Raw genomic sequence first — 25486 nt, forward strand, 5'->3', positions numbered from 1 at the left:
AGGCAAAACCTAAGTCATGAGAAGGCAGGACCCATGTGTCCAAACCTTACTCTAGGCTTAGGTTTTTTGCGTGCAAAAAAATCGGTATGATGCCTGTTTTAGTAAATATGGGGGTGCACATCATGAGTCAGGAAAAACTCGCAAAAGAGATCGTCGAGCTTGTCGGCGGGGAAAAAAATGTGGTATCACTGGTACATTGCGCAACACGTTTGCGGTTTGTATTGAAAGATGACGCCAAGGCAGACAAAGCCAAGCTGGAAAAGACAGAAGGAATCATCGCAGTCAAGGAAAACGGGGGACAGTTTCAGGTGGTCGTTGGCAATAAGGTGCCTGAGGTTTATAACGCCATTGGTCAGATCAGCAACATTTTGGATGACTCTTCCGAAAAGGAAAAGTCCAAGAAGTCCGCAAAAGGCTTAGGCGGCATTATCGATGTGATTTCCAGTATATTCGCACCGCTGCTAGGGGTAATGGCGGGAGCCGGTATATTGAAAGGGCTGCTGCTCATTGCAAGTAATGTCGGCTGGCTGGAAACGACAGAAACCACGTATAAGATCCTATTTGCAGCAGCAGACAGCTTGTTTTATTTCTTACCTTTGCTGTTAGCGGTTACAACCGCTCGCAAATTCCAGGGTAACATGTTTGTGGCGATGACCATTGCTGGCGCATTAATCTATCCTTCCATCGTCACGCTCAAGGCGGAGGGAACGCCAACCGATTTCTTCGGTATCCCTGTGATATTGATGAATTATTCATCTACCGTTATCCCTATTATTCTGGCAGTCATCGTCATGAGCAAATTGGAGAAATTCTTCAATAAGGTTCTTCACGAAAGTGTGAAAAATTTTGTCACTCCATTATTTTTGCTAGTCATTATGGTTCCTCTTACCCTGCTCGTATTCGGTCCATTTGGAGTATATGTAGGTAATGCCATTGCATCAGGACTGGTGGCCGCTTTTGGATTCAGTCCGTTATTGGCAGGAGCCGTTATGGGTGCAAGCTGGCAGCTGCTCGTTATTTTCGGAATTCACTGGGGGCTCATTCCCGTATTTATCAATAACGTTGCTGTATATGGACGTGATGGTGTCAAACCGGCTGCGACGGCTTCCATCTTCGCACAGACTGGTGCTGCATTCGGTGTTATGCTGAAAACCAAAAATAAAAAGCTGAAAACGCTGGCGGGTTCATCTACACTGACAGCCTTGTTCGGGATTACGGAGCCTGCCATCTATGGTGTTACTCTGCCACTCAAACGTCCATTTATCGCAGGAGTGATCGGGGGTGCCGTTGGTGGAGCCATCATTGGTCAAGCAGGTACTCAGGCATTCGCTTCAGGCGCTCCAGGACTGTTGACTTTGCCGATCTTCTATGGACCGGGTGGAGAGGGTTTCCCTGGACTGATTCTTGGGATCTGCGTGTCCTTTGTTGTTTCGGCTGCATTGACGTACATTATGGGATTCAAAGATCCGGTTGAAGAGGAAGAACAAGAAAAAAGCACGGAATCTACCACTCCATCAGTAAGAACAGCGGATTCCGTTGATCAAGAAGTTCTAAACCCGATTGAGGGGACCATTGTTGAACTGACTGAGGTGCCAGATCCGGCATTTTCATCCGGTGCGATGGGCAAAGGCATTGCGATTGAGCCGGCAGTTGGCCGAGTCGTTGCTCCTTTTGACGGTACCATTACCGTGGCTTTCAAAAAGAAACATGCCCTGGCTGTTGTATCAGATACAGGTGCGGAGATTTTGGTCCATGTCGGAGTGGATACCGTTAAGCTCGATGGTCAGCACTTTACATCACATATTCAGGAAGGTGATCGGGTTAAAGCAGGAGATTTGCTGCTGGAATTCGATATCGCTGCAATCAAGGCCGCTGGTTATCATACGGTAACCCCTATCATTGTTACGAATTCTGCGAATTATGAGGAAGTAGTTCCTTTGATTACGGGACAAGTTCGGGTACAAGAGCCGTTACTTACCCTGTATGGTGGAAAAGGACAGGAACAAGAGTAGAAATAACAAAAGCCGTGTCCAACGTGGAACAGAACGTTTTCTGTTTACGTGGACGCGGCTTTGTTCGTAATTTCAGTTCAAGCTTACGCTAACCAATTACGATTAGGATTCAACCTTTACAACCGTTGAGTTCATGTTGCCTGTCAGTCGTTGTGGAGGGAAGACCATGCGTACAGGTGCGATGATGATCGCAGCGAACAAGGCTTTGATCAGATCACCGATGATGTAGGGATAGAACCCTTGTATCATGGCTTCGGGTAACGACATTTTGTAAGCATAGGCCAGCCATGGCACGCCCGAAACATAGATCAACATTGAACCAAATACCTCAAATACAATAAAGGCCAGGAAATAACCAACGAATCCGTTCAGTTTGATTCTGCTGAGTAATAACCCAATGAGCAATGCGGAGAAGGGCCACATCATGACATATCCCCCGGTAGGCCCAAGGAGTACTGCAAGTCCGCCTGCGCCATGCAGAAGCGGGAATCCAATTGCAGTCAGAATGACGACCAGAGCGATACTTAGAAAACCATATAATGGGCCAAGCAGTCCGCCTGCCAGCATAACCGCAAGTGTTTGCAATGTAATCGGCACAGGAGAGAAACCAATGGGAATACTTATGTAACCAAAAAGAACAAGTATGGCTGCCATGAGTGCGCTGAAAACAATACCTCGCAAAGATAATTTCATGTTTGAACATTCCTTTCAATTTTGGTAATCTTATTGTTAACCGATTAAACGGATGTGGTTAACGATTTGGATCGTACCACAAAAGATTCAAAAGGGAAAGGACCAATTTGCGATGCAAGACGTTACACCTTTGATTACACTGGATCAAGTTCGTGTTCATTATGCGTCCGAGTCAGGACGTGTTCGTAAGGCGGTGGATGGAGTTTCGCTGGAATTAGCTCCGGGAGAATGGATAAGTATTGTGGGAGCCAATGGTAGCGGCAAAAGTACGCTGGCTGGACTGCTGATTGGATTCATTCCGCTATCCGGCGGAGAAAGAAAGGCTGCTCCAGAACTGGTTGTTCGTGGAGTCCTCCAGCAGCCTGATGCGCAGGTACTTGGAGATACCATTGAGGAGGAATTTCATTTTGCCTTATCTTCGCTGCTGGAATCTCCTGATGAACAATTACGTCGGAGAGAGCACGCATTACATACGGTAGGACTTGAACACCCGCCACAGGCGGCGATATCGATGCTGTCTGGAGGACAGAAGCAGTTGCTTAATATCGCGGTAGCGCTGGCGGCCAAGCCGGATGTACTCATTCTGGACGAACCTACAGCCATGCTTGATCCGGGAGCCAGAGAACGAATGGAAGCGGTAGTTCAAACCATTGTCCAACAAGGGACGGCGGTAATCTGGATTACGCATCATTTGGAAGAAGCGACCTTGTGCGATCGAATTATTGCCATGGAGCAGGGACGCTGTGTTTACGATGGAACGCCTGCGGCTTTCTTTTATGGGAAAGATAAGGAAGAGACAGCGGCTGACACTGGAAAAGAAGTAAAACAACCCTCTCCCTGCAAACAGCTTGGGCTTGCTCCACCTTTTACAGTGCAGACGGCTCTACTCCTGAAACAGAAAGGTATGCTGCAACATGCAACACCTCTGCGACCAGAGCAGTTGGTTAAGGAGGTAACGCTTTGGCAATCGAATTAGAACATGTAGGTATAGTTTCATCACAACCTGACAAAAGAGCGCTGCTTCAAGATATCACTGTCCGACTGAACCGTGGCGAAATTACTTTATTGTTAGGCTGCACAGGATCAGGCAAAACCACAATGCTGCAAACCATCGCCGGTCTAAAACCGCCAGATACGGGTAGCCTCAAGCTGGACGGACAGCCTTTCTGGCAGAACGGGAAAGTACCACAGTCCATTCTGCTGCAAATGGGGTTGGTCTTTCAATTCCCAGAGCAACAGCTGTTCGCCCGAAGCATTGGGCGTGAATTTGCTTATTCCCTGCGTCCATATCGGCTACCGGATGAACAAAAGAAAAAGCAGATTTCCGAGACACTGGAACGTTGGGATTCCCCAGCAGGTCAGGGAGAGGGAGACAGATTCCATTCGGACAGATCCCCCTTTGCACTAAGTGGGGGAGAACGGAGAAGATTAGGGCTTGCCTTGGGAACTGCGACGCAGCCTTCATGGCTATTACTCGATGAACCCAGCGCCGGATTGGAAGCGCAAAGTGTTGTCATGCTGCTGGATGCATTGGATCAGCATCGAACTGCAGGTGAGGGAGCTATTGTGGCTACACACGACCTGGACACATTTTTGCCGCATGCAGATCGGGTTCTTTTGTTGCAAGAGGGACGTCTGGTTGCTGATCTCACACCACTGGAAATTCATACAAGGCCAGATCTGCTGGAGCTTGCCGGAATTGGTCTGCCACATTCTATGCAACTGGCACAACAATTTGCGGCGGCGGGCATTCATTTTCCGTGTACTGCGTTGACTCCGGAGGAAATGGCTGAAGGTATCGTTCAGTCCGTCAATGAGCCTTTAGAGCCGAAGGTTGATGTTATTGGTAATGAGGATCAATTCAGAATAGATGAAGCAAAGCTTGCCTTAACAAGCTCCGATACTTCGGGAGGAAAAGGCACACAGGAGGCCATATACGCCCACGTTGAATCAGGATCAAGCAGAGGATTGTATGGTGCTATGGACCCGCGTCTGAAATGGATTTTATACATTTTACTCGTGACCGCTACGATGCTTCAACACCACTGGTTAGGTCTCTCCCTTACGTTGGTGCCAGTCATCTTGGCGCTCGTTGTGCTGCCACGGCAGGCACTTATGGGATGCTTGAAATTAATGAAACCGCTCGTACTGTTCTTTATCGTATCAACCGCGTTGTCAGGGACGACTCTTTCTACAGAAGGTGGCGGTCTGCATTTCGGATTTTCCCTGATACAGGCGGAGGGGACGTTACTGAATGTATATCGTTTGTTTATCGTCACGTTGGCAAGTCTTTGGTTTTCACTGACTACACCTTATGGTCGCATGGTCGAGGGACTGAATTGGGTGCTTGGTATCGGCAAAAAAATTAAACTGCCCGTGTCGTCGTTTGCACTCGCCGTGTCCTTAATCTTTCGTTTTATCCCGATGATCTGGAGTGAATGGCAGCGATTCTCGCTGATCGTCCGGGCACGCGGCAAAGCTGCATTACGACCGAATACGGTACGTGTGCGTGATCTTGGTCCAATGGTCATTCCCTTGCTCATGGCGCTGTTTCAGCGTGCAGAAGATATGACAATTGCGATGGAAATGCGGAAAGTTAGAGAGAATTCCCTGCTTGGAGCACGTTCCTCCTTATTGGTATGGTCCAAACGAGATACATGGATTTGCATCTTCGGACTTATTGTTTTTGTATTTTATATCTGGATCAGAGATTGAAGAATGGATTTTAGCCATGGTTCATGCATAAATCCTTTCATTTCCGTTCAAAATAAACATGCTTTGATCACCACGAAGCAGATATGGAGGGACGAACGATGAAGGATAAATTTTTGCAAGAAGAAAGGCAAGAATATACCGATGTGTCCACGGTGGAGTCGCAGCGAAATGATATCACACTCGAAGAGTTCCCTGAAGGTCCTTACGGCTCATCTCTAATGTCTGAATCTCTTGGCAAAAGCTCGCCATGGCGAGTGGATCAAAGGACCGCACATCGTTTCGATTATGAAAATCATGAGCTGCACGAAGGGGAAGTTCGGGATTATCCCGGTCAGGACGTTTACGATGAAACGGTTCCCGATAATGTAACCAAGCCTCAATACCCGGAAGAAGAAGAATCGTAAAGACGTATTATATAAAATAGATGATAGCCTTCGGCAGGATTTTCCTGTCCGGGGGCTATTTTTAGTTGTATCGTTGATGAAAACAATTCTCCTCAAATTCCACAATATGGGTTATCATAGGCGTAGCTCATATTAAATTGATAACAATTCATGGCCAAGCGAGGGATATCAGAATGAGAGAGATTAACTATAGCGATTATTTTTGGCAGGATGATAAGGTTCGATTACGTGCTTTGCGTGAGGAAGATTGGGAGGATCATTATTATAACCGGTTTGATTCACCCGCTCGTCGTTTACTGGAATGTGAGGTAGAACTGCCACCTACGAATGCTGAGGCGAAGAAATTTACGGAAGCCTTCTCCGATTTTTCTCTAGACAGGGGACGGATCATGTTCACGATTGAAAATATGGATGGTGAGAATGTCGGGGGCCTGAACCTGAACAGCATCGATGAGCGGAATGGTACCTTTAGCATTGGAATTCAAATTGACAGGGATCATCGCGGAAAAGGATACGGGACGAGAGCCATTCGAATTTTGCTCAAATATGCCTTTTTCGAGCGTAGGCTTAATAAATTCAATGATTCTGTTCTCGAAGGCAATGAACCTTCCGCAGCCATGATGAGAAAGCTTGGATGTGTACAGGAGGGCGTGCGTCGTCAGGTGATTTATACCGATGGAAAATACCAGGATATGATCCTGTTCGGATTAACCAAAGACGAGTTTATTGATAAGGGGGGACTGGCGTGAGCCCTATTTTAAATCAGATCAGTACGGTGTTTATTCCTGTTCGTGATATTGAAAAGGCACGTGAGTGGTATTGCGATATATTAGGATTGCCTGTTGACGGGGAGATTTTATTTGGTCATCTGTACATTATTCCGATGAATGGAACACGTATTGTGCTAGATAGCAAAATTTATTCAGAGGATCATACATTTAAAACCCCGGCATTTCATTTTGATACACTCAACATTGAGGAAGCCTATGCGTTTATGCACTCCAAAAATGTAAATATAAGAACACCAATAGAACATGAACAATGGTTTAATTTTCAAGATCCAGACGGGAATTGGTTGATGGTATGCAAATGTTAGTTAGGATACTGACAATGTGCAAGAGGTGAAATTGTTTTAATAATATCCAAATCTGAGGTGATCGTGTGGATAGAGCAATACCCGATCCAACATGGAAAAGGTTAGGTTTTTCTGAACAGCCTGATTTTCATACTTCAGGTCAGGGAGTAGGGATCGTAATTATTGATTCAATCAAGCCACATCATCTCATAAATCACTTAAATACTCGAATTAAATGTGTTACCGTACATGAAAATCTGACCGTCACCATGAAGGACATTTCAACTAATAACGGGGAGGAAGATCACCTTAAAGGTGAGCATGGTCTTATGAGTGTGCTGGCTTTGGCCCATGAGCCAATCCGATTAGAGGGAATGACACATATCGGAATTGCACCAGCGGCCACATTTATCGTTCTTGATCATGGAGCATTTACAGCAGGAGAAGGAGAACGTCTGAAAAAAGGAATCGACTGGATCCTTGAACATGGAATCGACTGGAATATAAAAATTATTCTAAGCACGGGTTGGCAGGCATTAGATAATGAAGTTCATCTTCAGAATACGAGAGAAAACTCGACAGTAAAAGCACTGGATTCAGCCGTTCAACAGGGGATTCTGGTTATTTGCTCGAATGGAAATACACGTTTAAATAACGTTATGCCGCCAATACAGTATTTAGCGGTTGGTGGCTACGTTGATCGTGGAAAGGCTGATCGTTCATCACATGTTTCTTTCCCGGATGAACCTTATGGCAGAAATGGAGACGGTCACTTCAGACCCGATATTTTGGCACCCAGACTACATCTTACAATTCCTTCTTATAAAATGGAAGAACGTGATCGCAGTGTATCTTATTATGGAGGAACATCTGGAGCTGCTGCGCTTGTCGCTGGTGTTGCCGCCCATTTGTTCTCTCAATTTCCGGAACTAAGTTCCGATATGTTGAGGCGCGCCTTGGTTGAGCATGGTGACACATTTGAGAGTTACGATAACCCTGCTCCGAGAATTAATGTTGCTAATACGATACGTTATCTGAAAACTGCTGATGGGCCAATGTACATACCAAATACTTTACTAATTACAAGTATTGAAAACCCCTTTATGGGTATTCATTCGGTGGATGAGATTGAAAGAGCGCTTGCGTTAACTATGCTAGTTCGGAGTAATGTATTATCACGAGAAGAGTTATGGGATTTCACTGAGGATTCGTCCCCTATTGTTCGTAAAATTGCGGTATCAACCCTCCGTGAACCAATGAACGAACAAGAGCGGCAGTTTTATTGGGAGTGCTTATTGCATGAAAAAGAAGGTGGCGTAAGGGGGTGGTATATGCATGGGTTATTGCAAAATGCTCCAAAGGAGGAAATACATAATTGGATGAACTGGGCGACAGATATCAATTGGTCAGTTCGATGGTGTGTCAGCGAATATATGGCTCAATACCCAGAGTATTTCCCCCAACTTGAAAAAACGCAAGATCCTGACTCCATAACAGCCAACGCATTGTCCTTATGGCAATGGTACACGGCCTTATATTGTAAAGAAAATTAGGTTCTCAATAAACCAATAAAAGCAATGAAAAGAGGCATATATGAAACAAATTATACAAAGTGATGAATTAATCATTGATTGCAAAGATATCTATTTGCGTGAGTATCGACCTGAGGATTTGCAGAAATTGCAGGAAATCACCTGGCAACCGGAGGTTTACGAATTTTTGCCGGGTTGGAATGCGACAGTTGAAGAGAGAGCCCTTTGGCTCACTCAGTACGAAATCCCTGAGAATCAGAATTTTAAACAAGCTGTTTTGGCCGGAGGAGACATCGGAAACCTCTGTTTACGGTTGGCTATTGTGCTCAAAGAAAATGATGAGTTCATCGGATGGTGCTGCTCGGGGATCAAGGATGAACTGCCAGCGCCCAATCGGGAGATTATGTACGGCATTTCGAAACACTTCCGGAACCGTGGTTTTACAACGCAGGCAGTACAAGGAATAACGCAGTATTTATTTGAAAATACAAACGTTGAAGTATTGAATGCCATCGCTTTATTAACGAATCAGGCATCCAGCAAGGTAATACAGAAATGCAAGTTTGAATATCTGAATAGGATTGAAATCGAGAATGAACCGTACAACCATTACCAACTGTTGAAGCACCCACGATAACCCTACAGTAATGAATCAAGATGACTGCACAGGAGTGATCCCATGGATTCCAAACCCCAACTTGTTTTAGATCTGGCCGGTGTTCTGATCACCAATCTTTCCTCTTCATTCTGGCAGGAGCTTGCTAGGTATGCAGGTACGCCTTTTCCTGTTTTAATCGAGCAATTGAGTGCTATACGTAAGGATTTGTGGACAGGAAGGTTGACGGAGGAGCAGTTCTGGATCTGGATGCAAACCCAATATCCCAAGATGGATAAGATGTATGCCTATGAATTGCTTGATCACACAACAGAGTTGCTACCTGCCATGCATTGTCTTGAACGATGGAGCGAGCTGGCAGAACTTCATCTCTTGAGCAATCATTGTCATGAATGGATTCAAGCTATTTTGCCGTTGATCCAGCCGTATTGCAAGAGCATAACCATTTCCAATCAGGTCGGATATTGCAAGCCCAATATAGAGATATATGAACTTGTACAATCTCATCTAGACAGGGATGTACGTATTATATATGTGGATGATCAGGCTAAAAATTTGAAGCCTGCTGCTGAGCTGGGATGGGAAACATTACTTGCTGATGAACAGCATCAATGGATTGCTGAAATTGACGAATGGCTCGCATACCCACGATAACCCTTGATACAAAGGCACTGTTCACCATTCCACCAATCCAATAACAAACAAATAACCTTTTCATTTCTCCGCAGAAATGAAAAGGTTATTTAGCATGCGATAAGTGCCGCAATAAAACCGAAAGCGTCGTCTTACAAGCCTCGTTTAGCTAGGCTTCGCTCTTGACCAAAGGCAGCAAAATCGTAAATTCCGTTCCTGCTCCTAATTGGCTGCGCACTGTTATTTTCCCGCCATACGATTCCACAATCGAACGGGTAATGGCAAGCCCTAGACCCGCGCCTCCTTGTTTTCTGGAACGGGAAGAGCTTGTGCGATAGAAGCGTTCAAAGATATGAGGGAGATGTTCCGGTTCAATCCCAGAGCCGTTATCTTTGACGGTTAACTCGGCTTTATGCTGAGCGGCATACAACGAAATACTGATGGTTCCCCGATCTGAATCGGTGTGCTGCACTGCATTGTGGAACAGATTGAGTACAACCTGTTTTAATTTGTGAGCATCGGCCATTACATGAACTTCAGCGGTCAGGTCGAGATGAACCTGTCTTTCCTGAGCCATCATGATCAACTGTGGCTGCATTTCGAGCAGCAGACTGTCAAGTTGGATGACTTCCTGCTCCTGGTGAGGCGCCTGATCCAGCTTGGTCAGCATCAGCAGATCTTCTACAAGTTTGTTAATCCGCACCGATTCACCATACATGCTGTTCAGTGCGCTATATAATTGCTCGCTGTTGGAGGCTGCGCCACGCTGGAGCACCTCAATAAATCCGTGAATGGAGGTAAGAGGGGTACGTAGTTCATGGGAAGCATCGGACAGAAAACGCTGCATCTGTTCTTTTGACTCCCGTTCTGCTTCAAACGAGTCTTCCAGCCTCTCAAGCATGCCGTTAAATGAAAGCGCCAGCTGATCCACTTCCTGTTGTCCCTGGACAGAAGGAAGACGTTCAGCCAGGCTGCCTGCATCGATTCGTTGCACCGTATCTACCATACTGGACAATGGAATTAACGTCCGGCGAAGTGCTTTGGCGTATAGAACGAGTCCGGCCATCATAGCCAGCAGGGATAACATCAAGAAGATCAGAAGCTGTTTCACAATCAGATCTTTTAGCGGTTTCGTAGCCGTGCCCATCTGCACCATGGGTAAGCCGCGATTACGCGGTCCAGGCGAAGAGAAGACGATTAGCTGCTCATTGCCTTGATTATCCGTTACAATCCGGTACGGAACATGCTGTTTATCGTTGATCCGATCTGTAATGTTCTGATATTCAACTGACGTCAAGCGAGGAGCTGTCAGACCGTCTTCACCAAAAATATCCTCGAAGCCACTTTGATTATCAAATAAAGCCAGTGAACGATCAGGAATGTATAAGAAACGATTGCCTGATCCTCTTGGATCTGATCCGGATTGCCCGCCAAAAGGATTGTTTGTCGCACCACTTCGTGAAGACGATCCGAGCCACACAGGAGGCATGGACATGAGCTGCTCTTCCATGGTTTTCGCCTGGTTGCGATACAGAAAGCTTTCCATAATCCAGAATTGAAGAATGCCAATTAACAATAGCAGAGCAGCCAGAATGAACAGGGAGCGTGCAAGTAATTGAGAGCGGAGCGAACGTGGCGATATCCATTGATGCAGCCATGTCCAAAGATGTTTATCTTTCTTTAATAGAGAGACCATCAGAGATCCACCCTGTATCCGACACCTCGAAGTGTACGAATGAGCTTATGTTCTTTATCCCCCAGTTTGTCACGCAAGGAGCGGACGTACACCTCCACAATATTCTCTTCTCCACCAAAATCATATCCCCACACGCGGTTCAGAATGGTCGCTTTACTCAGGACAATACCATGATTGAGCACGATGAATTTTAATAGTTCATATTCGGTTGGAGATAACTCCAGAATCTGATCGTGATAGGTAATCTCTTTGCGTTGATCATCAATTCGGAATGGGCCATGAGTCACAGCCCCTATTAATAAAGGAAACTGATTACGCAGCCTTGCCTGAATCCGTGCAAGCAGTTCATCGAACGCAAAAGGCTTAATCATATAATCGTCAGCACCAAGCCATAGGCCTTTTACCCGATTTTCGACTTCATCTTTGGCTGTCAGCATGATCACCCCGACGTGAGCCCCGCTCTTGCGCAGACGCTCAACAACCTCAAACCCATCCATCTCGGGCATCATGACATCCAGAATGGCCATATGTGGACGAAAGTCGAGTGCCAATTCAAGCGCAGCGGCTCCATCCGGGGCCGTACGTACGTCAAATCCTTCGTTGCTTAGTCCTAGCTCCAGAAATTGCAAAATATGTGGTTCATCATCGGCCAATAGTATTTTAATGCCAGTACTTAGCTTCATAAGCAGGCGTTCCCTCCCGTTAAATCCATCAATTACATACCCTCAATTCTAGAGGTCTATATGCTGTATTATCGCTCGCCAAACTGAAAATTAGCTGAAAAGTTTGCAAGTTATCCTCAGGCAACATTCAGCGGGCACTCATCCCAGTTTTATTTTGGCCTGTCACAATAGTAGACATGAAGAATTTGAAGGAGTGATTGAGATTGAATAACGCCAAACGAAGGATTGACCTTGTCCTTCTGCCGATTGTTTTACTGGCGGCATTTCTGAACGGGTATGGCATCTGGAACGACCAATATGCCAATTCCTATTATACGACCGCCGTCGGGAGCATGCTGAGGAATTTCCATAACTTTTTCTATGCATCGCTTGACTCGGCTGGTTCGGTAACCGTAGACAAACCACCGGTTGTCTTCTGGATTCAAACCGCTTTTGCTTACGTTTTTGGATTGCATGGATGGAGTGTTATTTTACCGCAAGCGTTAGCGGGGATCGGTTCGGTGCTGCTGATATATTTCATGGTCAAGCCTACATTTGGTCTTGCCGCAGCGCGAATCTCGGCACTTGCAATGGCGACTGTTCCTGTTGTGGCAGCAGTCAGCCGCACCAACAATATTGACAGCATGCTGGTATTCACATTGCTGCTGGGTTCATGGTTTTTGTTCAAGGGAAGCAAGCAAGGCAGTACATGGCGTATCCTGGTTGCCTTTGCACTCATTGGGCTTGCTTTTAATATGAAAATGCTGCAAGCCTATATGATTCTTCCGGCTTTCTACTTGTTCTATCTGCTTGCATTCAATGCAAAGTGGAGAAGAAAAATCATTCTGCTGATCGGAAGTACGGCGGTGCTGGCAGTCGTTTCCTTATCCTGGGCAGTCACCGTGGATTCAATACCTACAGATGAACGGCCTTATATCGGCAGCAGTGAAACCAATTCAGTGCTGGAGTTGGCTTTTGGATATAACGGCTTATCCCGTCTCACAGGGCAACAGAACAGATCAGCGAATGCTGGCATGCCAAACGCCTCCGATGAAGGCAAGGCCCGTGGCAACGCAGCTTCCCAGACCTCAGCATCTGATCATTCGGCCAGCGGCTCGGCTCCAACAGGCAATGCACCGGGAAATGGTGAAATGGGTGGCATGAATGGAATGACTTTCCCGGGTGGTCAGATGCCTAACGGTGGCGAGATGCCTAATGGAAGAAATTTCGGTGGTGGTAATGGCGGCGGTGGTGGCATGGGCGGCATGTTTGGCACCGGGGAGAAAGGTCCTTTGCGGTTATTCCAGACCGAACTGTCCGGTCAGGCCAGTTGGCTTTTGCCGATGGTATTGCTTGGCTGCATCGCCATATTTGCAGGGTTAAAACGGAGAAATATAACCGAGAAGCATAAGGAAGCTTTGTTCTGGCTGGCCTGGCTGCTTCCGGTAGCTGCTTTCTTCAGTGTGGCTGGTTTCTTCCATCAATATTATCTGATTATGCTCGCCCCTCCAGTAGCGGCATTAACCGGAGCAGGATTTGCAGCCATGTGGACGGCGTACCGTGAACGCCATGGCTGGCAAGCCTGGCTGCTTCCGATATCCGTACTGCTTACGACCATCTTCGGCTGGTATATCATGCAGGTGTATAACGAAACTATCGGGGCAGCTTGGTCTATAGCTGAATTAATTGCAGGCATTCTGATTACGGTTATCCTGATTGTGATGCTTAATCGTTCACATCCATGGAAACAGGGTTTGATTATCGCAGGCTTCATGGTCATGCTGATCGGTCCGACCTATTGGGCCTTTACCCCTATCACGTATGGAGGCAACAGCATGATTCCGGCGGCTGGACCGACAGGTTCCAATGGGATGTTCGGCGGAATGGGCATGGCGATGGGAGATAGACAAGGTGATCGCAATGGTGGCGGTATGGGTATGGCTCAGCCGAATACATCAAATGACACCAACACCGATCAGGCTTTTCCATCGTCCGATGAAGCTGACCCGAACAATGCGGGCATGGGAACACCTCCGAATTCAGGCGGAAACATGAATGGCGGAGGAGGCTTGCCGACGACAGGTGGTCGAGGTGGAGCGGGAAACCGCAACGAAGAAGTGGACATCACAACACTGAATTATCTGAGAGAGCATAACACAGGTGAAACCTATCTCTTTGCAACAACGGACTATAACCAGGCAGCCCCATATATCATCGATGAGAATGAAGCAGTCATTACGCTTGGCGGATTCTCCGGCTCAGATCCGGTGTATACCCCGGAAAAACTGGAACAACTCGTGAAGAGTGGACAGGTGAAATACTTCATGGTAGGTGGCATGGGCGGCCGAGGTGGCAGTTCGGATATCGGTGACTGGATCAAGGAGCATGGTACCGAAATTCCAACGTCAGAGTGGAAGACAGGTACGGATAGCGGTTCGGGTTCCGGTTTCGGTTTCGGTGGTCAAACCACTTTATATGAAGTGAAATTATAAGCGTGATCAAATGGTACAAGGGAGGGAACGAACATGGCTCAAAAGTGCCGTTATAGCATTATCATTCCAATGTATAACGAAGAAGCGGTGATTGAGGAAACCTATCGTCGTTTGAAAAAAGTCATGGGCAGCACGGGAGAGAGCTACGAGCTTCTCTTTGTCAACGACGGCAGCGTGGACCAAAGTGCACAGATGATCCGTGACTACGCCCGTTGGGACGAGAGTGTGAAGCTGATTGATTTTGCACGCAACTTCGGTCACCAGATCGCAATTACGGCAGGGATGGATTATGCAGCAGGCGATGCAGTCGTCATTATTGATGCGGATCTTCAGGACCCTCCCGAGCTGATATTGGACATGATCGCCATGTGGAAAGAGGGCTATGAGGTTGTCTATGCCCGTCGGACCAGACGAAGCGGGGAGACCCGCTTCAAGAAATGGTCGGCAAGCCTTTTCTATCGTGTACTGCGTGCGTCGACGGATACGGATATTCCAGTGGACACGGGGGATTTCCGTTTGATTGATCGCAAGGTATGTGATGAGATGAAACGTCTTCCTGAAAAAAATCGATTTGTCCGCGGTCTGGTCAGTTGGGTGGGATTCCGTCAGACGGCCATTGAGTATGAACGGGATGAACGCTTGGCAGGGGAGACCAAATACCCGCTAAAACGCATGCTGAAGCTGAGTCTGGACGGCATCACCTCATTCTCACACAAACCGCTCAAGCTTGCAGGTTACGTGGGAGCTGTTTTATCCATCGGAGGCTTCATCTATATGCTAAGTGTCATCGCTTCAGCGATATTTACCGATTCAACGATCAAAGGATGGCCTTCAATGGTCAGCATCATGCTGATTTTTAACGGCTTCACATTGGTCATGCTGGGCATTCTTGGCGAGTATGTTGGCCGAATCTATGATGAAACGAAGGCGCGTCCGCTCTATATCATAAGAGATGTGTATCAGGTGGAAAGTCAGTCGAGTCAGTCACGGTTAACGGGCAGAGTTGCTCATCATGACTAATCGGTTGGTCACTATATTTAAGTTCGGAATTGTGGGTGTCCTGAATACGGCAGTGGATGCGATGGTATTCACGCTGCTCGCTGCCGCAGGCGCACATGCTCTAATTGCCCAGGTGATCTCGTATAGCTGTGGGGTCGTGAACAGTTACTGGTGGAACGGCAGATGGACCTTTCAGAATGCGGGAAGACAGGGCAAAAAAAACGAAATCATACGTTTTGTAATTACCAATCTAGTTGTTCTGGCGTTATCCTCTCTGATTCTGTACATCTGCAATAGCACATTAGGTTGGAGCGTTGTCATGAGTAAAATACTGGCGACTCTCTCGGGCATGGTTATAAACTATATCGCCAGTCGGTATTGGGTGTTCCGGGCTGAGCCTGTTCAAGGATCTGACCCTTCATCTGATGCTAATGAAAGGAGTATTTCATAATATGAGAATTAAAAAAGCAGTCATTCCGGCAGCGGGGCTTGGCACCCGATTCTTGCCTGCAACCAAGGCACAACCCAAAGAAATGCTGCCGATAGTGGACAAACCGGCCATCCAATACATTGTGGAAGAAGCGGTACAATCGGGCATTGAAAATATTATCATCGTAACCGGACGCAATAAAAAATCAATCGAAGATCATTTTGACAAATCGGTTGAATTGGAGCATTCCCTGTACGCCAAAGGCAAGCAAGCGCTATTGGAAGAAGTGCAAGCGATCAGCGAAATGGCGAGTATTCATTTTATCCGTCAAAAAGAGCCGCTTGGATTAGGCCATGCGATTGGATGTGCTCGTCAGTTTGTGGGAGATGATCCATTTGCCGTACTGCTTGGTGATGATATTATGGTGTCAGATCCACCGGCGCTCGCACAGATGATTCATTTATATGAAAAGACAGGCAGCCAGATTGTTGGCGTGCGGCAGGTGCAACCTGCTGACGTGAGTAAATACGGGATTATCGATTCACAAGGGGCAGAGGAACGGGTTCACCGGATCACCAATCTGGTAGAGAAACCTTCCATTGCAGAAGCGCCCTCCCGAACAGCTGTGATGGGACGTTACATTCTGAAACCTTCCATCTTTCCTATTCTCGATCGAATTGAGAGAGGTGCTGGAGGGGAATATCAGCTAACGGATGCGTTGAAAGAAGTAAGCCAGGTGGAGGAATTACTGGCCCTTGAGCTGGAAGGACGCCGCTACGATATTGGTGATCAGTTCGGATATATTCAGGCCATCCTGGAGATTGGACTGATGCGTAAGGAACTACAGCCCATGCTGACACCATATCTTCAGAAGCTTACTACCCAATGGGCATAGGGATTGATATGTAGCAGAGGTTTAGATCTGCTGTAGGTGGGGCTCCTCCGTGCTATGGTCCTGTCATAGACTCCAGCCTTGTACAATGATGCCTGTCACGCTACAATGGCAGGAAGTTCAAGTTGCTCTTTGAGGAGTGAGGAATCATGAGTGAGACTATCATCAGGGATCTTATTCACTATATGGACGTGGAGGATAACGCCGCCATTCAATACATTCAGACCGAGCATCGGTTGAAACTGGGACTCTTTTGGGGAATCAAGGAAGGCAGCCGCGTTCTGGAAATCGGTTGTGGTCAGGGAGATACAACGGCCGTGCTTGCACATCTGGTGGGGGAGCATGGGTACGTTCATGGTGTAGATATTGCACCAGAGGATTATGGTGCACCACTGACCGTAGGGGAAGCAGCAGCCAAGCTGCTGAAATCTCCGCTGGGTGACCGAATTCGAATGGATTATGAGTTTGACATCCTAAGTGATCAGGCTCAATTTGCCGAGAATGAGTTTGATGTGATCGTACTTTCCCATTGTTCATGGTATTTGAAATCATTTGATGAACTCGCGCAGATTCTTAGCAAGGTTAGGACGTGGGGACATCAGTTATGCTTCGCTGAATGGGATGCACGAGTTACAGATGTGAGCCAGCTCTCGCATTGGTTATCCGTTCTGATTCAGTCCCAGGTCGAGTGTTACAAGGAGAACAGCTTCTCCAATGTGCGTACGCTTTTTACACCGGAGGATATCCAAGAGCTTGTCTCTGCGGCGGGCTGGACAATTAAGGAAGAGATTTCGATCCATTCTTCCGAGCTGCAGGACGGTCGTTGGGAAACCGAAATGACACTGGCAGAAGCGCCTGTGGAACTGCAAATGCTTCCGATCCCGGACAAGGTAAAAACACTCCTTCTTTCTGAACTTAAATTACTTAGGACACATCATGCGACGGGGCCTGGGAGTCCACTGGGAACGTATGCGATGGTTGCCAAAAAGCAGTAAAGAAATAGCCATTTGCAGCAATTTATAAGAAAAACGTCTATCGACGTACTTACACAGAAGACAGACCGCGTTTAGCTGCAATTTTTGTTGCGATAATTGAATTGTTCAGTTCCGCTGAAAACGCATAAATTCCATGATCTAAAAAAATGTGTTTACTTCACGATGGTAATTTTGATATTATAATCGCAATATCAAATGCGATGAAGAGATGAGTAGATAAAAGGTTTCTTTCACAGAGAGCTCCGGCAGCTGAAAAGGGGTAAAGAATTTTTTGTTGAATAAAGACTCAGAGCAGCACATCGGAACTTTCATGATCGAGGGATGGTGTGACAGGAGCTCCTGTTACAGAGCGAGAGTATATGCGGATGCGGCATGATGGAGTGCGTGCGGTTATCCTTAACTCGAAGAGGCTGGTATGGCGACATATTGGCGAATCTGGGTGGTACCACGAGTGTAACAATCTCGTCCCTGAGACTTTTGTCTTGGGGATGGGATTTTTTGGTTTTTCCGGGATGTTGGCTACACGCTTTGGAAATGCCTGAATAGTGTTTAATTAGAGGAAACTCACACCGAAAGGAAATGATGATTTTATGTCAGCAAAATTGAAAGTCGGTATCGTCGGAGGAACGGGGATGGTAGGTCAGCGTTTTGTGGATCTGCTCAATGAACACCCATGGTTTGAAGTAACGGCTATTTCAGCAAGTGCCAACTCGGCAGGCAAAACATACGAAGAATCCGTACAAGGCAGATGGAAGCTCGCTGCTGCGATTCCGGAAGCCGTGAAAAACATCGTTGTGCAGGATGCTTCCCAAGTGGAAGCTTTTGCGAGCCAGGTTGATTTTATATTCTGTGCTGTAGATATGAAAAAGAATGAAATTCAAGCGCTCGAAGAGGCTTATGCCAAAACGGGAACTCCGGTTGTTTCCAACAACTCGGCTCATCGCTGGACAGCGGATGTACCCATGGTCATTCCAGAAATTAACCCGGGACATCTGGACGTGATTGAAGCTCAACGCAAACGTCTCGGAACCAAAACCGGATTCATCGCAGTTAAACCAAACTGCTCGATTCAGAGCTATGTGCCTGCACTCCACGCGTTGCGCGAGTTCAATCCAACTCAAGTGGTGGCTTCCACATACCAAGCGATCTCTGGCGCAGGTAAAAACTTTACCGACTGGCCGGAAATGCTGGATAACGTGATTCCATACATCGGTGGCGAGGAAGAGAAAAGTGAACAGGAGCCGCTTCGCATCTGGGGAAGCATTCAAAATAATGAGATTGTAAAAGCGTCGTCCCCATTAATTACAACACAATGTATTCGTGTTCCGGTAACAGATGGTCACCTGGCGACAGTTTTTGTATCCTTTGAGAAAAAACCATCCAAAGAAGAAATTCTGGACCGTTGGCTGCAATTCAAAGGTCGTCCGCAAGAACTGGGTCTGCCAAGCGCACCGAAACAGTTCATTACGTATTTCGAAGAAGAGAACAGACCCCAAACGAAGCTGGATCGTGACATCGAGCGCGGTATGGGTGTTTCTACGGGCAGACTGCGCGAAGACTCCCTGTATGATTACAAGTTTGTAGGACTGTCTCACAACACGCTGCGCGGAGCAGCAGGCGGTGCTGTACTGATCGCTGAATTGCTCAAAGCTGAAGGATATATTCAGCCGAAATAAACAGGATTGTGGAAATAGGAATAGAAGTAATAGAATATGACTGACAGGCTACCCCTTTTAGTAGACAAGAGTATGAGCATCTGGAAAGATGAATTTATTTTTGTTGAACAGAGGGGTATTCTCATATCAATACATATGAAGCAGGAACAGGTGAATCCAATATTCCAGAACAGGAAGGGGATTGTGATGGACGGTCAGCTGGTATTGCGTCGAGTCCGTCTTACAAGCGGTGAAGAGGTGGATGTGGTTATCCATGAAGGCAGGATTGTGAAGATCGCTCCTGGCGGAACGGCAACGGGAGATCGGATGTGGGAGTCGCCTGGAGCATACGTATCCAGCGGATGGATCGACATGCATGTACATGCTTTTCCAGAGCTTGATCCTTATGGGGACGATATGGATGAAATCGGTGTAAAGCAGGGCGTTACTACAATTGTGGACGCAGGCAGCTGCGGGGCTGATCGAATTGGCGATCTGGCGATAAGCGCTCATAAGGCGGCTACCCGGCTGTTTGCCTTTTTGAACATATCTCGACTCGGCTTACTGCGTACTGACGAATTGTCGAATCTGGACTGGATTGATCGGGACAAGGTGCTAGAGGCTGCCCGGGCATATCCTGAGTTCATCGTGGGATTAAAAGCGAGAATCAGTGGAAGTGTGGTCGGCAAAAACGGCCTGCAGCCGCTGTATTTGGCAAGAGAGTTTTCACAGGAAACAGGCCTGCCGCTTATGGTTCACATTGGATCAGCCCCACCGGATATTCGTGAGGTGATGCCGATCTTACAGGATGGTGATGTAGTCACTCACTATTTGAATGGAAAAAGCAATAATTTGTTCGATGATAGCGGCGCGCCGCTGGAAGTATTGCAGGATGCCATCAAGCGTGGGGTGCATTTGGATGTAGGACATGGGACAGCGAGTTTTTCATTTCAGGTTGCAGAAGCTGCCAAGCAGCATGGGATTGACCCGGACACAATCAGTACGGATATTTACAGGGGCAATCGCCTGAACGGCCCGGTCTACAGCATGGCTAATCTGTTAAGCAAGTTTCTGGCACTTGGTTACTCGTTGAGCGAGACGATAGATCGAGTGACCGTACGGGCAGCCGAGTGGCTGCGCAGACCGCAGCTGGGGAGGATTCAGGCAGGTGATGAAGCCAATTTGACTCTTTTTCAAGTAGTGGACAAGCCTGTAACGCTTGTGGACTCCGAGGGCGTAAGCAAGATAGCCAGCCGTCAAATTGAAGTAAAAGGAGTGATTGTGGGTGAGCAATTCATTAAATGTTAAATATGGACTGAAACGTGTTATCAACGCCAGCGGCCGGATGAGTATTCTCGGCGTATCGGCACCGACGGACACAGTCATGGACGCCATGAAGCAAGGTGGGCAGACTTATGTGGAAATCGCAGACCTTGTAGACAAATCAGGGGATTATGTGTCCCGTCTAATCGGTGCCGAAGCGGCCGTTGTTGTCAATTCCGCCTCAAGCGGCATCGCGCTCTCCGTAGCTGCCATGGTAACAAAGGGTAAACGCCACGCAAGTTTGAAGCTGCATCAGGGAGTAATCACGAATAATGAAATTGTTATGCTGAAAGGCCACAATGTACAATACGGAGCTCCTGTGGAGACGATGGTTTACCTTGGTGGTGGAAAGCTGATCGAAGCCGGATATGCCAACGAAGGTCGGGCTGAGCATATCGCGGATGCGGTTTCCGACAAAACGGCTGCCATCCTGTACGTCAAATCCCATCATGCGGTACAGAAAAACATGATTTCCGTAGAGGAAGCCTGGCAGGTTGCCCAGAAGTGCGAGGTACCCCTCATAGTCGATGCGGCTGCGGAAGAGGACCTGCACAAATATGTGAAGTATTCGGATCTAGCCATTTACAGCGGATCCAAGGTCATTGAAGGCCCAACTTCCGGTATTGTGGCAGGTAAACGAACCTATATCGAATGGTTGAAGGTTCAGCTTCACGGGATCGGGCGCAGTATGAAGGTTGGTAAAGAAACTACGTTTGGCTTGCTTCAGGCTTTGGATGAATATGCAGTCAAAGCGGACCATAGTGAGCAGGAAAAGGATTCCTTGCAGGCGCTAATGTCACTCAATCAGATAGCCGGGATTCAGGTATCGATCGTTCAGGACGAAGCGGGCCGAGCGATTTACAGAGGGCGCATTCAGGTCGACGAGGCGAAGGCGGGGATCAGTGCCAAACAGCTCAATGAGGAGCTGAGGGGCGGACCTATCGCCATTTATACACGTGATTATGGCGTAAGGCAGGGGTATTTCGATATTGATCCACGCCCGTTGATGGGGGATGACATGCGTGTCATTGAAGATCGAATTCGACAGCTGACAGGAGGAGAAGGACATGTCTGAGATCGCAAAACGATTTTATAACAATCGGGTGGCTTTGAATGTGCTTGCCAAGGACATTACGAATGCAAAAGAGGTTTTTGATGCGGCTGAGGGCCATGTTCTCGTCGGTGTTCTTTCCAAGGATTACGCTACTGTGTCAGAAGCAGTCGAGGCGATGGAAGCCTATGGCCGTGAAATTGACAATGCCGTTTCAATTGGACTGGGTGCCGGAGACAATCGGCAGGCTGCTGTCGTCGCCGAAATCGTCAAACATTTTCCGGGCAGTCATATCAATCAGGTATTTCCGGCAGTCGGTGCGACACGGGCAAATCTCGGAGACCGGGACAGCTGGATTAACAGTCTCGTCTCCCCGACAGGTCAGCCGGGCTTTGTCAATATTTCGACGGGGCCAGTGAGCGCTGCCCAATCCGAGCTTGCCGTCGTGCCTGTGCACGCTGCCATCGCATTGGTGCGGGATATGGGTGGCAATGCGTTGAAGTATTTCCCGATGCAGGGTCTGAAAAGGGAAGAGGAGCTGCGAGCAGTAGCGAAAGCGTGTGCTGAAGCAGACTTTGCGCTAGAGCCTACCGGTGGCATAGATATGGATAATTTTGAAGCCATTCTCGAAATTGCACTGGAGGCGGGGGTTCCGCAGGTTATTCCACATGTGTATTCCTCCATTATTGATCAGGAGGGTCTGACCCTTGTACGTGATGTGCAGTCGTTATATGCATCAATGAAGATGCTGGCGAAGAAGTATGGTTAAACGCGTAGGGGCTTTTGGCGAAGTCATGATGCGACTTGAAGTTCCGGGACATGATCTGTTGATTCAGAGTAATCTGCTGAAATACTCCTTTTCGGGCAGCGGGGTCAATGTAGTATCGGCGATGACACGTTACGGATACTCAGGCCTGCTGGTGTCGAGGCTTCCAGTCAATCCGCTGGGTGATGCCGCCGAATCCTATTTGCGCGGACTGGGCCTGAGCACCGAGTATGTGCTTCGCGGAGGGCAGTATATCGGGATGTATTTTCTGGAGAATGGTTATGGGGCCAGACCTGGGCGGGTGACCTACTCTAACCGGATGGAGAGCAGCTTTAATATTGCCTCAGAAGGCACGTATCCCTTTGCGACAATTGCATCGGGCATGGATGCTATTCATTTCTGCGGAATCACGCTGGCGATGAATGATTCGGTGAGACTGGCGATGAAAAAATTGGCACAGGCGGTCAAAGAACAAGGCGGCACAGTTGTTTTTGATTGTAATTATCGTCCCGCTCTATGGGGGGATCAGGGTTATGTCACTGCGAAGCCACACTATGAGGAAATGTTGCATTTGTCAGATATTGTCCTGATGAATGAGCGGGATGCTCTTCATATTCTGGGGCTGAATACGGATAAAGTACAGAGGGAAGAGCAGCTGAATGAGCTCATTCCCGTGGTTGCTGAACGGTATGGCGTGCGTACCCTTGCCGGAACGCATCGTACCATATACAGCGATAACCGACACTGCCTACAGGGTTATCTGTTCAAGGAAGGGGCGTTCGCCTATTCCGAGCCGTTGACCTTTTCCGTTTATGACCGGATCGGCGCGGGCGATGCGTTTGCAAGCGGTATTATGTATGGTGAACTGGAGGCTTGGATGCCAGAGGAGACCATCTCTTTTGCTGCAACAGCCGGAATGCTGGCGCATACCGTAGCAGGTGATACACCGATGGCTTCCGCTGGAGACATCCTACAGGCGAGGAACAGCACCGTGCGTGATGTAACAAGGTAATATTTTTGTGGGAAATGCCTGGAACGTATGAGCGATAGATACTGATCTTCTTCTTTATTAACATGGTCTCGGTACGATCCTCCAGAATTGTGGGCTTTCTGAAATCGTTGTGATACCTTGTGAATTAGTGTGAGGAAAATGGAAATAGAGTGTACGGGGATCTGTAGGATAGGCACTTTACTTCAAAGTGTCACTCATTGCAGGTCCTTTGTGTATTGGAGATGGAGGATATGTAATAAAAATTTGATGTTAAAACTGATATGGTAAATATTACATTGTAAATTCATGAGATTTCCGGTATTTTTATTAACGGCAAACTTTTCTTTTATAAAGTAGAAGTAGATTGTCTTAGCAGGTAGCAATTGAAATGAAGAAGAAAGGAGGGAGAAATATTATGTCAGAAGTTGCTAGTCAAAGAGTACATAAGCCAGGACCACAGCCAGTAAGTTTCGGTAGTTGGATGCTCACATTGTTCCTTATGGCGATTCCGCTTGTAAACATTATTATGTTGTTTGTATGGGCATTTGGAGATTCTAACCCTTCCAAAGCCAATTATGCCAAAGCAGCATTGCTGTGGGCAGCGATTGGAATTGTAATATGGATACTTCTCGTTGTTCTGGGTGTTTCAGCAACGTTCTACGATTCGAATTATTAGTTTTCAAGAAGAATTAGCAAATAGTGTATAGTGATACCCCAAAAAAACGCCGACCATATGGTCGGCGTTTTTGCTTTGCTTATTTTGTACTAGGCTGCAGACGTCTTATCAGCATTGTGAAGCGTCTGCGAGCGGCGGCCAAGCAGGTATCCTGCAAGCGAGGCCAACATCTGTTGAAATACCATGCCGAGCACAACCGGGACGGCTACTGGTGGAGGGAAATACGATACGGCAAGCACCGCTCCTGAACTAATATTGCGCATGCCTCCGTTGAACACAAGCGCGACCTGATCGGCTTCATTCCAACCGAGTAATCGGGCAATGAAGTAACTCAGAGCATAGCCGAATGAGGCCAGAAAAATAATGATCGCTGCCAGACCAGCAAGCTGCCAGTTAAAGTCAGACAAATAAGGAGCAACAACAGAGCCATTAATCGCAACAACCGCTGCCATGAACAATTTGGAGAACGGATTCAGTCTGGGCCCCCAGACGGGGACAATGGCCCCTTTGGTCCATTCATTCAAAAGCATCCCAAGCAAAGAGGGAACAACGATCATCCAGAACAGACTGCTCATCATGGCTGCTATATCCAGCGATACGCTAGTGCCGATCAGCAAGGATAACACGCCAGGTACGACGAAAGGAGCAAGTATAGTGTCAATCAGGATAATCGACAGCGTCAGCGCGATATTGCCCCGATAGATGCTAACCCAGATAAAGCTGCTCACACCTGTCGGAATAAGGGCAGCCAGCACAAGCCCAGTTATCGTGTAGGCATCCGTTGGGAAAACGAGATGACCCATGCCCAGAGCAATGAGAGGCATCGCCAGATGCAAAATAAACAGACAAACAAATAGCGGAAAAGGCTTCTTCATCACGTTCACAAAATCCCGTATCCCGAGACTGATGCTTCCGGCAAACGTCATGAACGCAAAAAGCCATGGCGACAAAAAGGTATAAGAAGAAAGAAGACTCCCGCAAAGAACGCCAATAATAATACTGATTGGAGTAATCAGTGGCATGATGCGGTTCAAGCGTACATTTAAGGCCTGAAGCATATTCATGACATCCCTTTACCGTATGATTCCTTTATTATACATGTTAATAACGCTGAGTGCAGACCCATTTGCAATGTAGCATACGGAGCAGTTATCATAAATTTGGAAGAAACACTTCAA

The 25486-nt window shown here is 47.3% G+C and carries 24 protein-coding genes and 1 other annotated feature; of the genes, 20 read left to right on the plus strand and 4 right to left on the minus strand.

The window, feature by feature from the left end; translation table 11 throughout:
* Positions 1–122 precede the first annotated feature (122 nt).
* The gene (locus MKY42_RS14260) at positions 123–2012 is read left to right on the plus strand and encodes a beta-glucoside-specific PTS transporter subunit IIABC (RefSeq protein WP_090897128.1); all 1890 of its coding nucleotides are present in this window, start codon (positions 123–125) and stop codon (positions 2010–2012) included.
* A gap of 102 nt (positions 2013–2114) precedes the next feature.
* On the opposite strand, the gene MKY42_RS14265 is transcribed toward MKY42_RS14260, so the two are convergent.
* On the minus strand, positions 2115–2705 hold the full coding sequence (locus MKY42_RS14265; RefSeq protein WP_090897131.1) for a biotin transporter BioY: 591 nt from the start codon (positions 2703–2705) through the stop codon (positions 2115–2117).
* Positions 2706–2817: 112 nt separating this feature from the next.
* Between MKY42_RS14265 and MKY42_RS14270 the strand changes: the two genes are divergently transcribed.
* The 8 genes from MKY42_RS14270 (at position 2818) to MKY42_RS14305 (ending at position 9701) form a co-directional block, all read left to right on the plus strand.
* Complete coding sequence (locus MKY42_RS14270; protein ID WP_339851913.1) at positions 2818–3681, plus strand: ATP-binding cassette domain-containing protein; 864 nt, start codon at positions 2818–2820, stop codon at positions 3679–3681.
* Positions 3666–5420, plus strand: coding sequence for an ATP-binding cassette domain-containing protein (locus MKY42_RS14275; RefSeq protein ID WP_090897137.1), 1755 nt, complete (start codon positions 3666–3668; stop codon positions 5418–5420). The genes MKY42_RS14270 and MKY42_RS14275 overlap by 16 nt, the downstream gene beginning before the upstream one ends.
* A gap of 98 nt (positions 5421–5518) precedes the next feature.
* Positions 5519–5824: a hypothetical protein gene (locus MKY42_RS14280; protein WP_064638752.1), complete on the plus strand. Its 306-nt coding sequence runs from the start codon at positions 5519–5521 to the stop codon at positions 5822–5824.
* Positions 5825–5997: 173 nt separating this feature from the next.
* On the plus strand, positions 5998–6573 hold the full coding sequence (locus tag MKY42_RS14285) for a GNAT family protein (protein ID WP_090897140.1): 576 nt from the start codon (positions 5998–6000) through the stop codon (positions 6571–6573).
* Positions 6570–6920: a VOC family protein gene (locus MKY42_RS14290; RefSeq protein WP_090897142.1), complete on the plus strand. Its 351-nt coding sequence runs from the start codon at positions 6570–6572 to the stop codon at positions 6918–6920. Before MKY42_RS14285 ends, MKY42_RS14290 begins: the two co-directional genes overlap by 4 nt.
* Before the next feature lie 65 nt (positions 6921–6985).
* A complete protein-coding gene (locus MKY42_RS14295; protein ID WP_339851923.1) occupies positions 6986–8452 on the plus strand; it encodes a S8 family serine peptidase in 1467 nt (488 codons plus the stop codon).
* Positions 8453–8492: 40 nt separating this feature from the next.
* Complete coding sequence (locus MKY42_RS14300) at positions 8493–9068, plus strand: GNAT family N-acetyltransferase (protein ID WP_179265006.1); 576 nt, start codon at positions 8493–8495, stop codon at positions 9066–9068.
* 42 nt (positions 9069–9110) lie between these two features.
* Positions 9111–9701 carry a haloacid dehalogenase gene (locus MKY42_RS14305; protein WP_090897153.1) on the plus strand — a complete coding sequence of 197 codons (591 nt, stop codon included), beginning with the start codon at positions 9111–9113 and terminating at the stop codon, positions 9699–9701.
* A 148-nt stretch (positions 9702–9849) separates the two neighbouring features.
* On the opposite strand, the gene MKY42_RS14310 is transcribed toward MKY42_RS14305, so the two are convergent.
* Both MKY42_RS14310 and MKY42_RS14315 read right to left on the minus strand, forming a co-directional pair.
* Positions 9850–11376 (minus strand): HAMP domain-containing sensor histidine kinase, encoded by a 1527-nt coding sequence (locus tag MKY42_RS14310; RefSeq protein ID WP_090897156.1) that lies wholly within the window; start codon positions 11374–11376, stop codon positions 9850–9852.
* Entirely contained in the window at positions 11376–12059 is a 684-nt protein-coding gene (locus tag MKY42_RS14315; protein WP_090897159.1) for a response regulator transcription factor, read from the minus strand. The genes MKY42_RS14310 and MKY42_RS14315 overlap by 1 nt, the downstream gene beginning before the upstream one ends.
* A 203-nt stretch (positions 12060–12262) precedes the next feature.
* Between MKY42_RS14315 and MKY42_RS14320 the strand changes: the two genes are divergently transcribed.
* The 11 genes from MKY42_RS14320 (at position 12263) to MKY42_RS14370 (ending at position 24308) form a co-directional block, all read left to right on the plus strand.
* Complete coding sequence (locus MKY42_RS14320) at positions 12263–14530, plus strand: glycosyltransferase family 39 protein (RefSeq protein ID WP_179265004.1); 2268 nt, start codon at positions 12263–12265, stop codon at positions 14528–14530.
* 33 nt (positions 14531–14563) lie between these two features.
* Positions 14564–15550, plus strand: a complete 987-nt coding sequence (locus MKY42_RS14325; RefSeq protein ID WP_179265003.1) for a glycosyltransferase family 2 protein — start codon at positions 14564–14566, stop codon at positions 15548–15550.
* Positions 15543–15980, plus strand: a complete 438-nt coding sequence (locus tag MKY42_RS14330; RefSeq protein ID WP_090897167.1) for a GtrA family protein — start codon at positions 15543–15545, stop codon at positions 15978–15980. The genes MKY42_RS14325 and MKY42_RS14330 overlap by 8 nt, the downstream gene beginning before the upstream one ends.
* 1 nt (position 15981) lies before the next feature.
* On the plus strand, positions 15982–16854 hold the full coding sequence (gene galU / locus MKY42_RS14335; protein WP_179265002.1) for a UTP--glucose-1-phosphate uridylyltransferase GalU: 873 nt from the start codon (positions 15982–15984) through the stop codon (positions 16852–16854).
* Positions 16855–17000: 146 nt separating this feature from the next.
* Complete coding sequence (locus MKY42_RS14340; RefSeq protein WP_179265001.1) at positions 17001–17846, plus strand: class I SAM-dependent methyltransferase; 846 nt, start codon at positions 17001–17003, stop codon at positions 17844–17846.
* Between the two features lie 191 nt (positions 17847–18037).
* Positions 18038–18319 (plus strand) — a binding site (T-box leader).
* A gap of 117 nt (positions 18320–18436) precedes the next feature.
* Positions 18437–19522, plus strand: coding sequence for an aspartate-semialdehyde dehydrogenase (gene asd, locus MKY42_RS14345; RefSeq protein WP_063563527.1), 1086 nt, complete (start codon positions 18437–18439; stop codon positions 19520–19522).
* 186 nt (positions 19523–19708) lie between these two features.
* Entirely contained in the window at positions 19709–20809 is a 1101-nt protein-coding gene (locus MKY42_RS14350; protein WP_179265000.1) for an amidohydrolase/deacetylase family metallohydrolase, read from the plus strand.
* Complete coding sequence (locus tag MKY42_RS14355) at positions 20787–21899, plus strand: DgaE family pyridoxal phosphate-dependent ammonia lyase (protein WP_339851931.1); 1113 nt, start codon at positions 20787–20789, stop codon at positions 21897–21899. Before MKY42_RS14350 ends, MKY42_RS14355 begins: the two co-directional genes overlap by 23 nt.
* Positions 21892–22644, plus strand: a complete 753-nt coding sequence (locus MKY42_RS14360; RefSeq protein ID WP_090897182.1) for a KDGP aldolase family protein — start codon at positions 21892–21894, stop codon at positions 22642–22644. Before MKY42_RS14355 ends, MKY42_RS14360 begins: the two co-directional genes overlap by 8 nt.
* Positions 22637–23653 (plus strand): sugar kinase, encoded by a 1017-nt coding sequence (locus tag MKY42_RS14365; RefSeq protein WP_179264998.1) that lies wholly within the window; start codon positions 22637–22639, stop codon positions 23651–23653. The genes MKY42_RS14360 and MKY42_RS14365 overlap by 8 nt, the downstream gene beginning before the upstream one ends.
* A 394-nt stretch (positions 23654–24047) precedes the next feature.
* Positions 24048–24308, plus strand: coding sequence for a hypothetical protein (locus MKY42_RS14370; protein WP_256222030.1), 261 nt, complete (start codon positions 24048–24050; stop codon positions 24306–24308).
* Between the two features lie 89 nt (positions 24309–24397).
* Here MKY42_RS14370 and MKY42_RS14375 read toward each other — a convergent pair whose 3' ends face one another.
* Positions 24398–25366 carry a bile acid:sodium symporter family protein gene (locus MKY42_RS14375; RefSeq protein ID WP_090897187.1) on the minus strand — a complete coding sequence of 323 codons (969 nt, stop codon included), beginning with the start codon at positions 25364–25366 and terminating at the stop codon, positions 24398–24400.
* Positions 25367–25486: the final 120 nt, after the last annotated feature.

The organism is Paenibacillus sp. FSL W7-1088, assembly GCF_037969855.1.
Lineage (GTDB): Bacteria > Bacillota > Bacilli > Paenibacillales > Paenibacillaceae > Paenibacillus.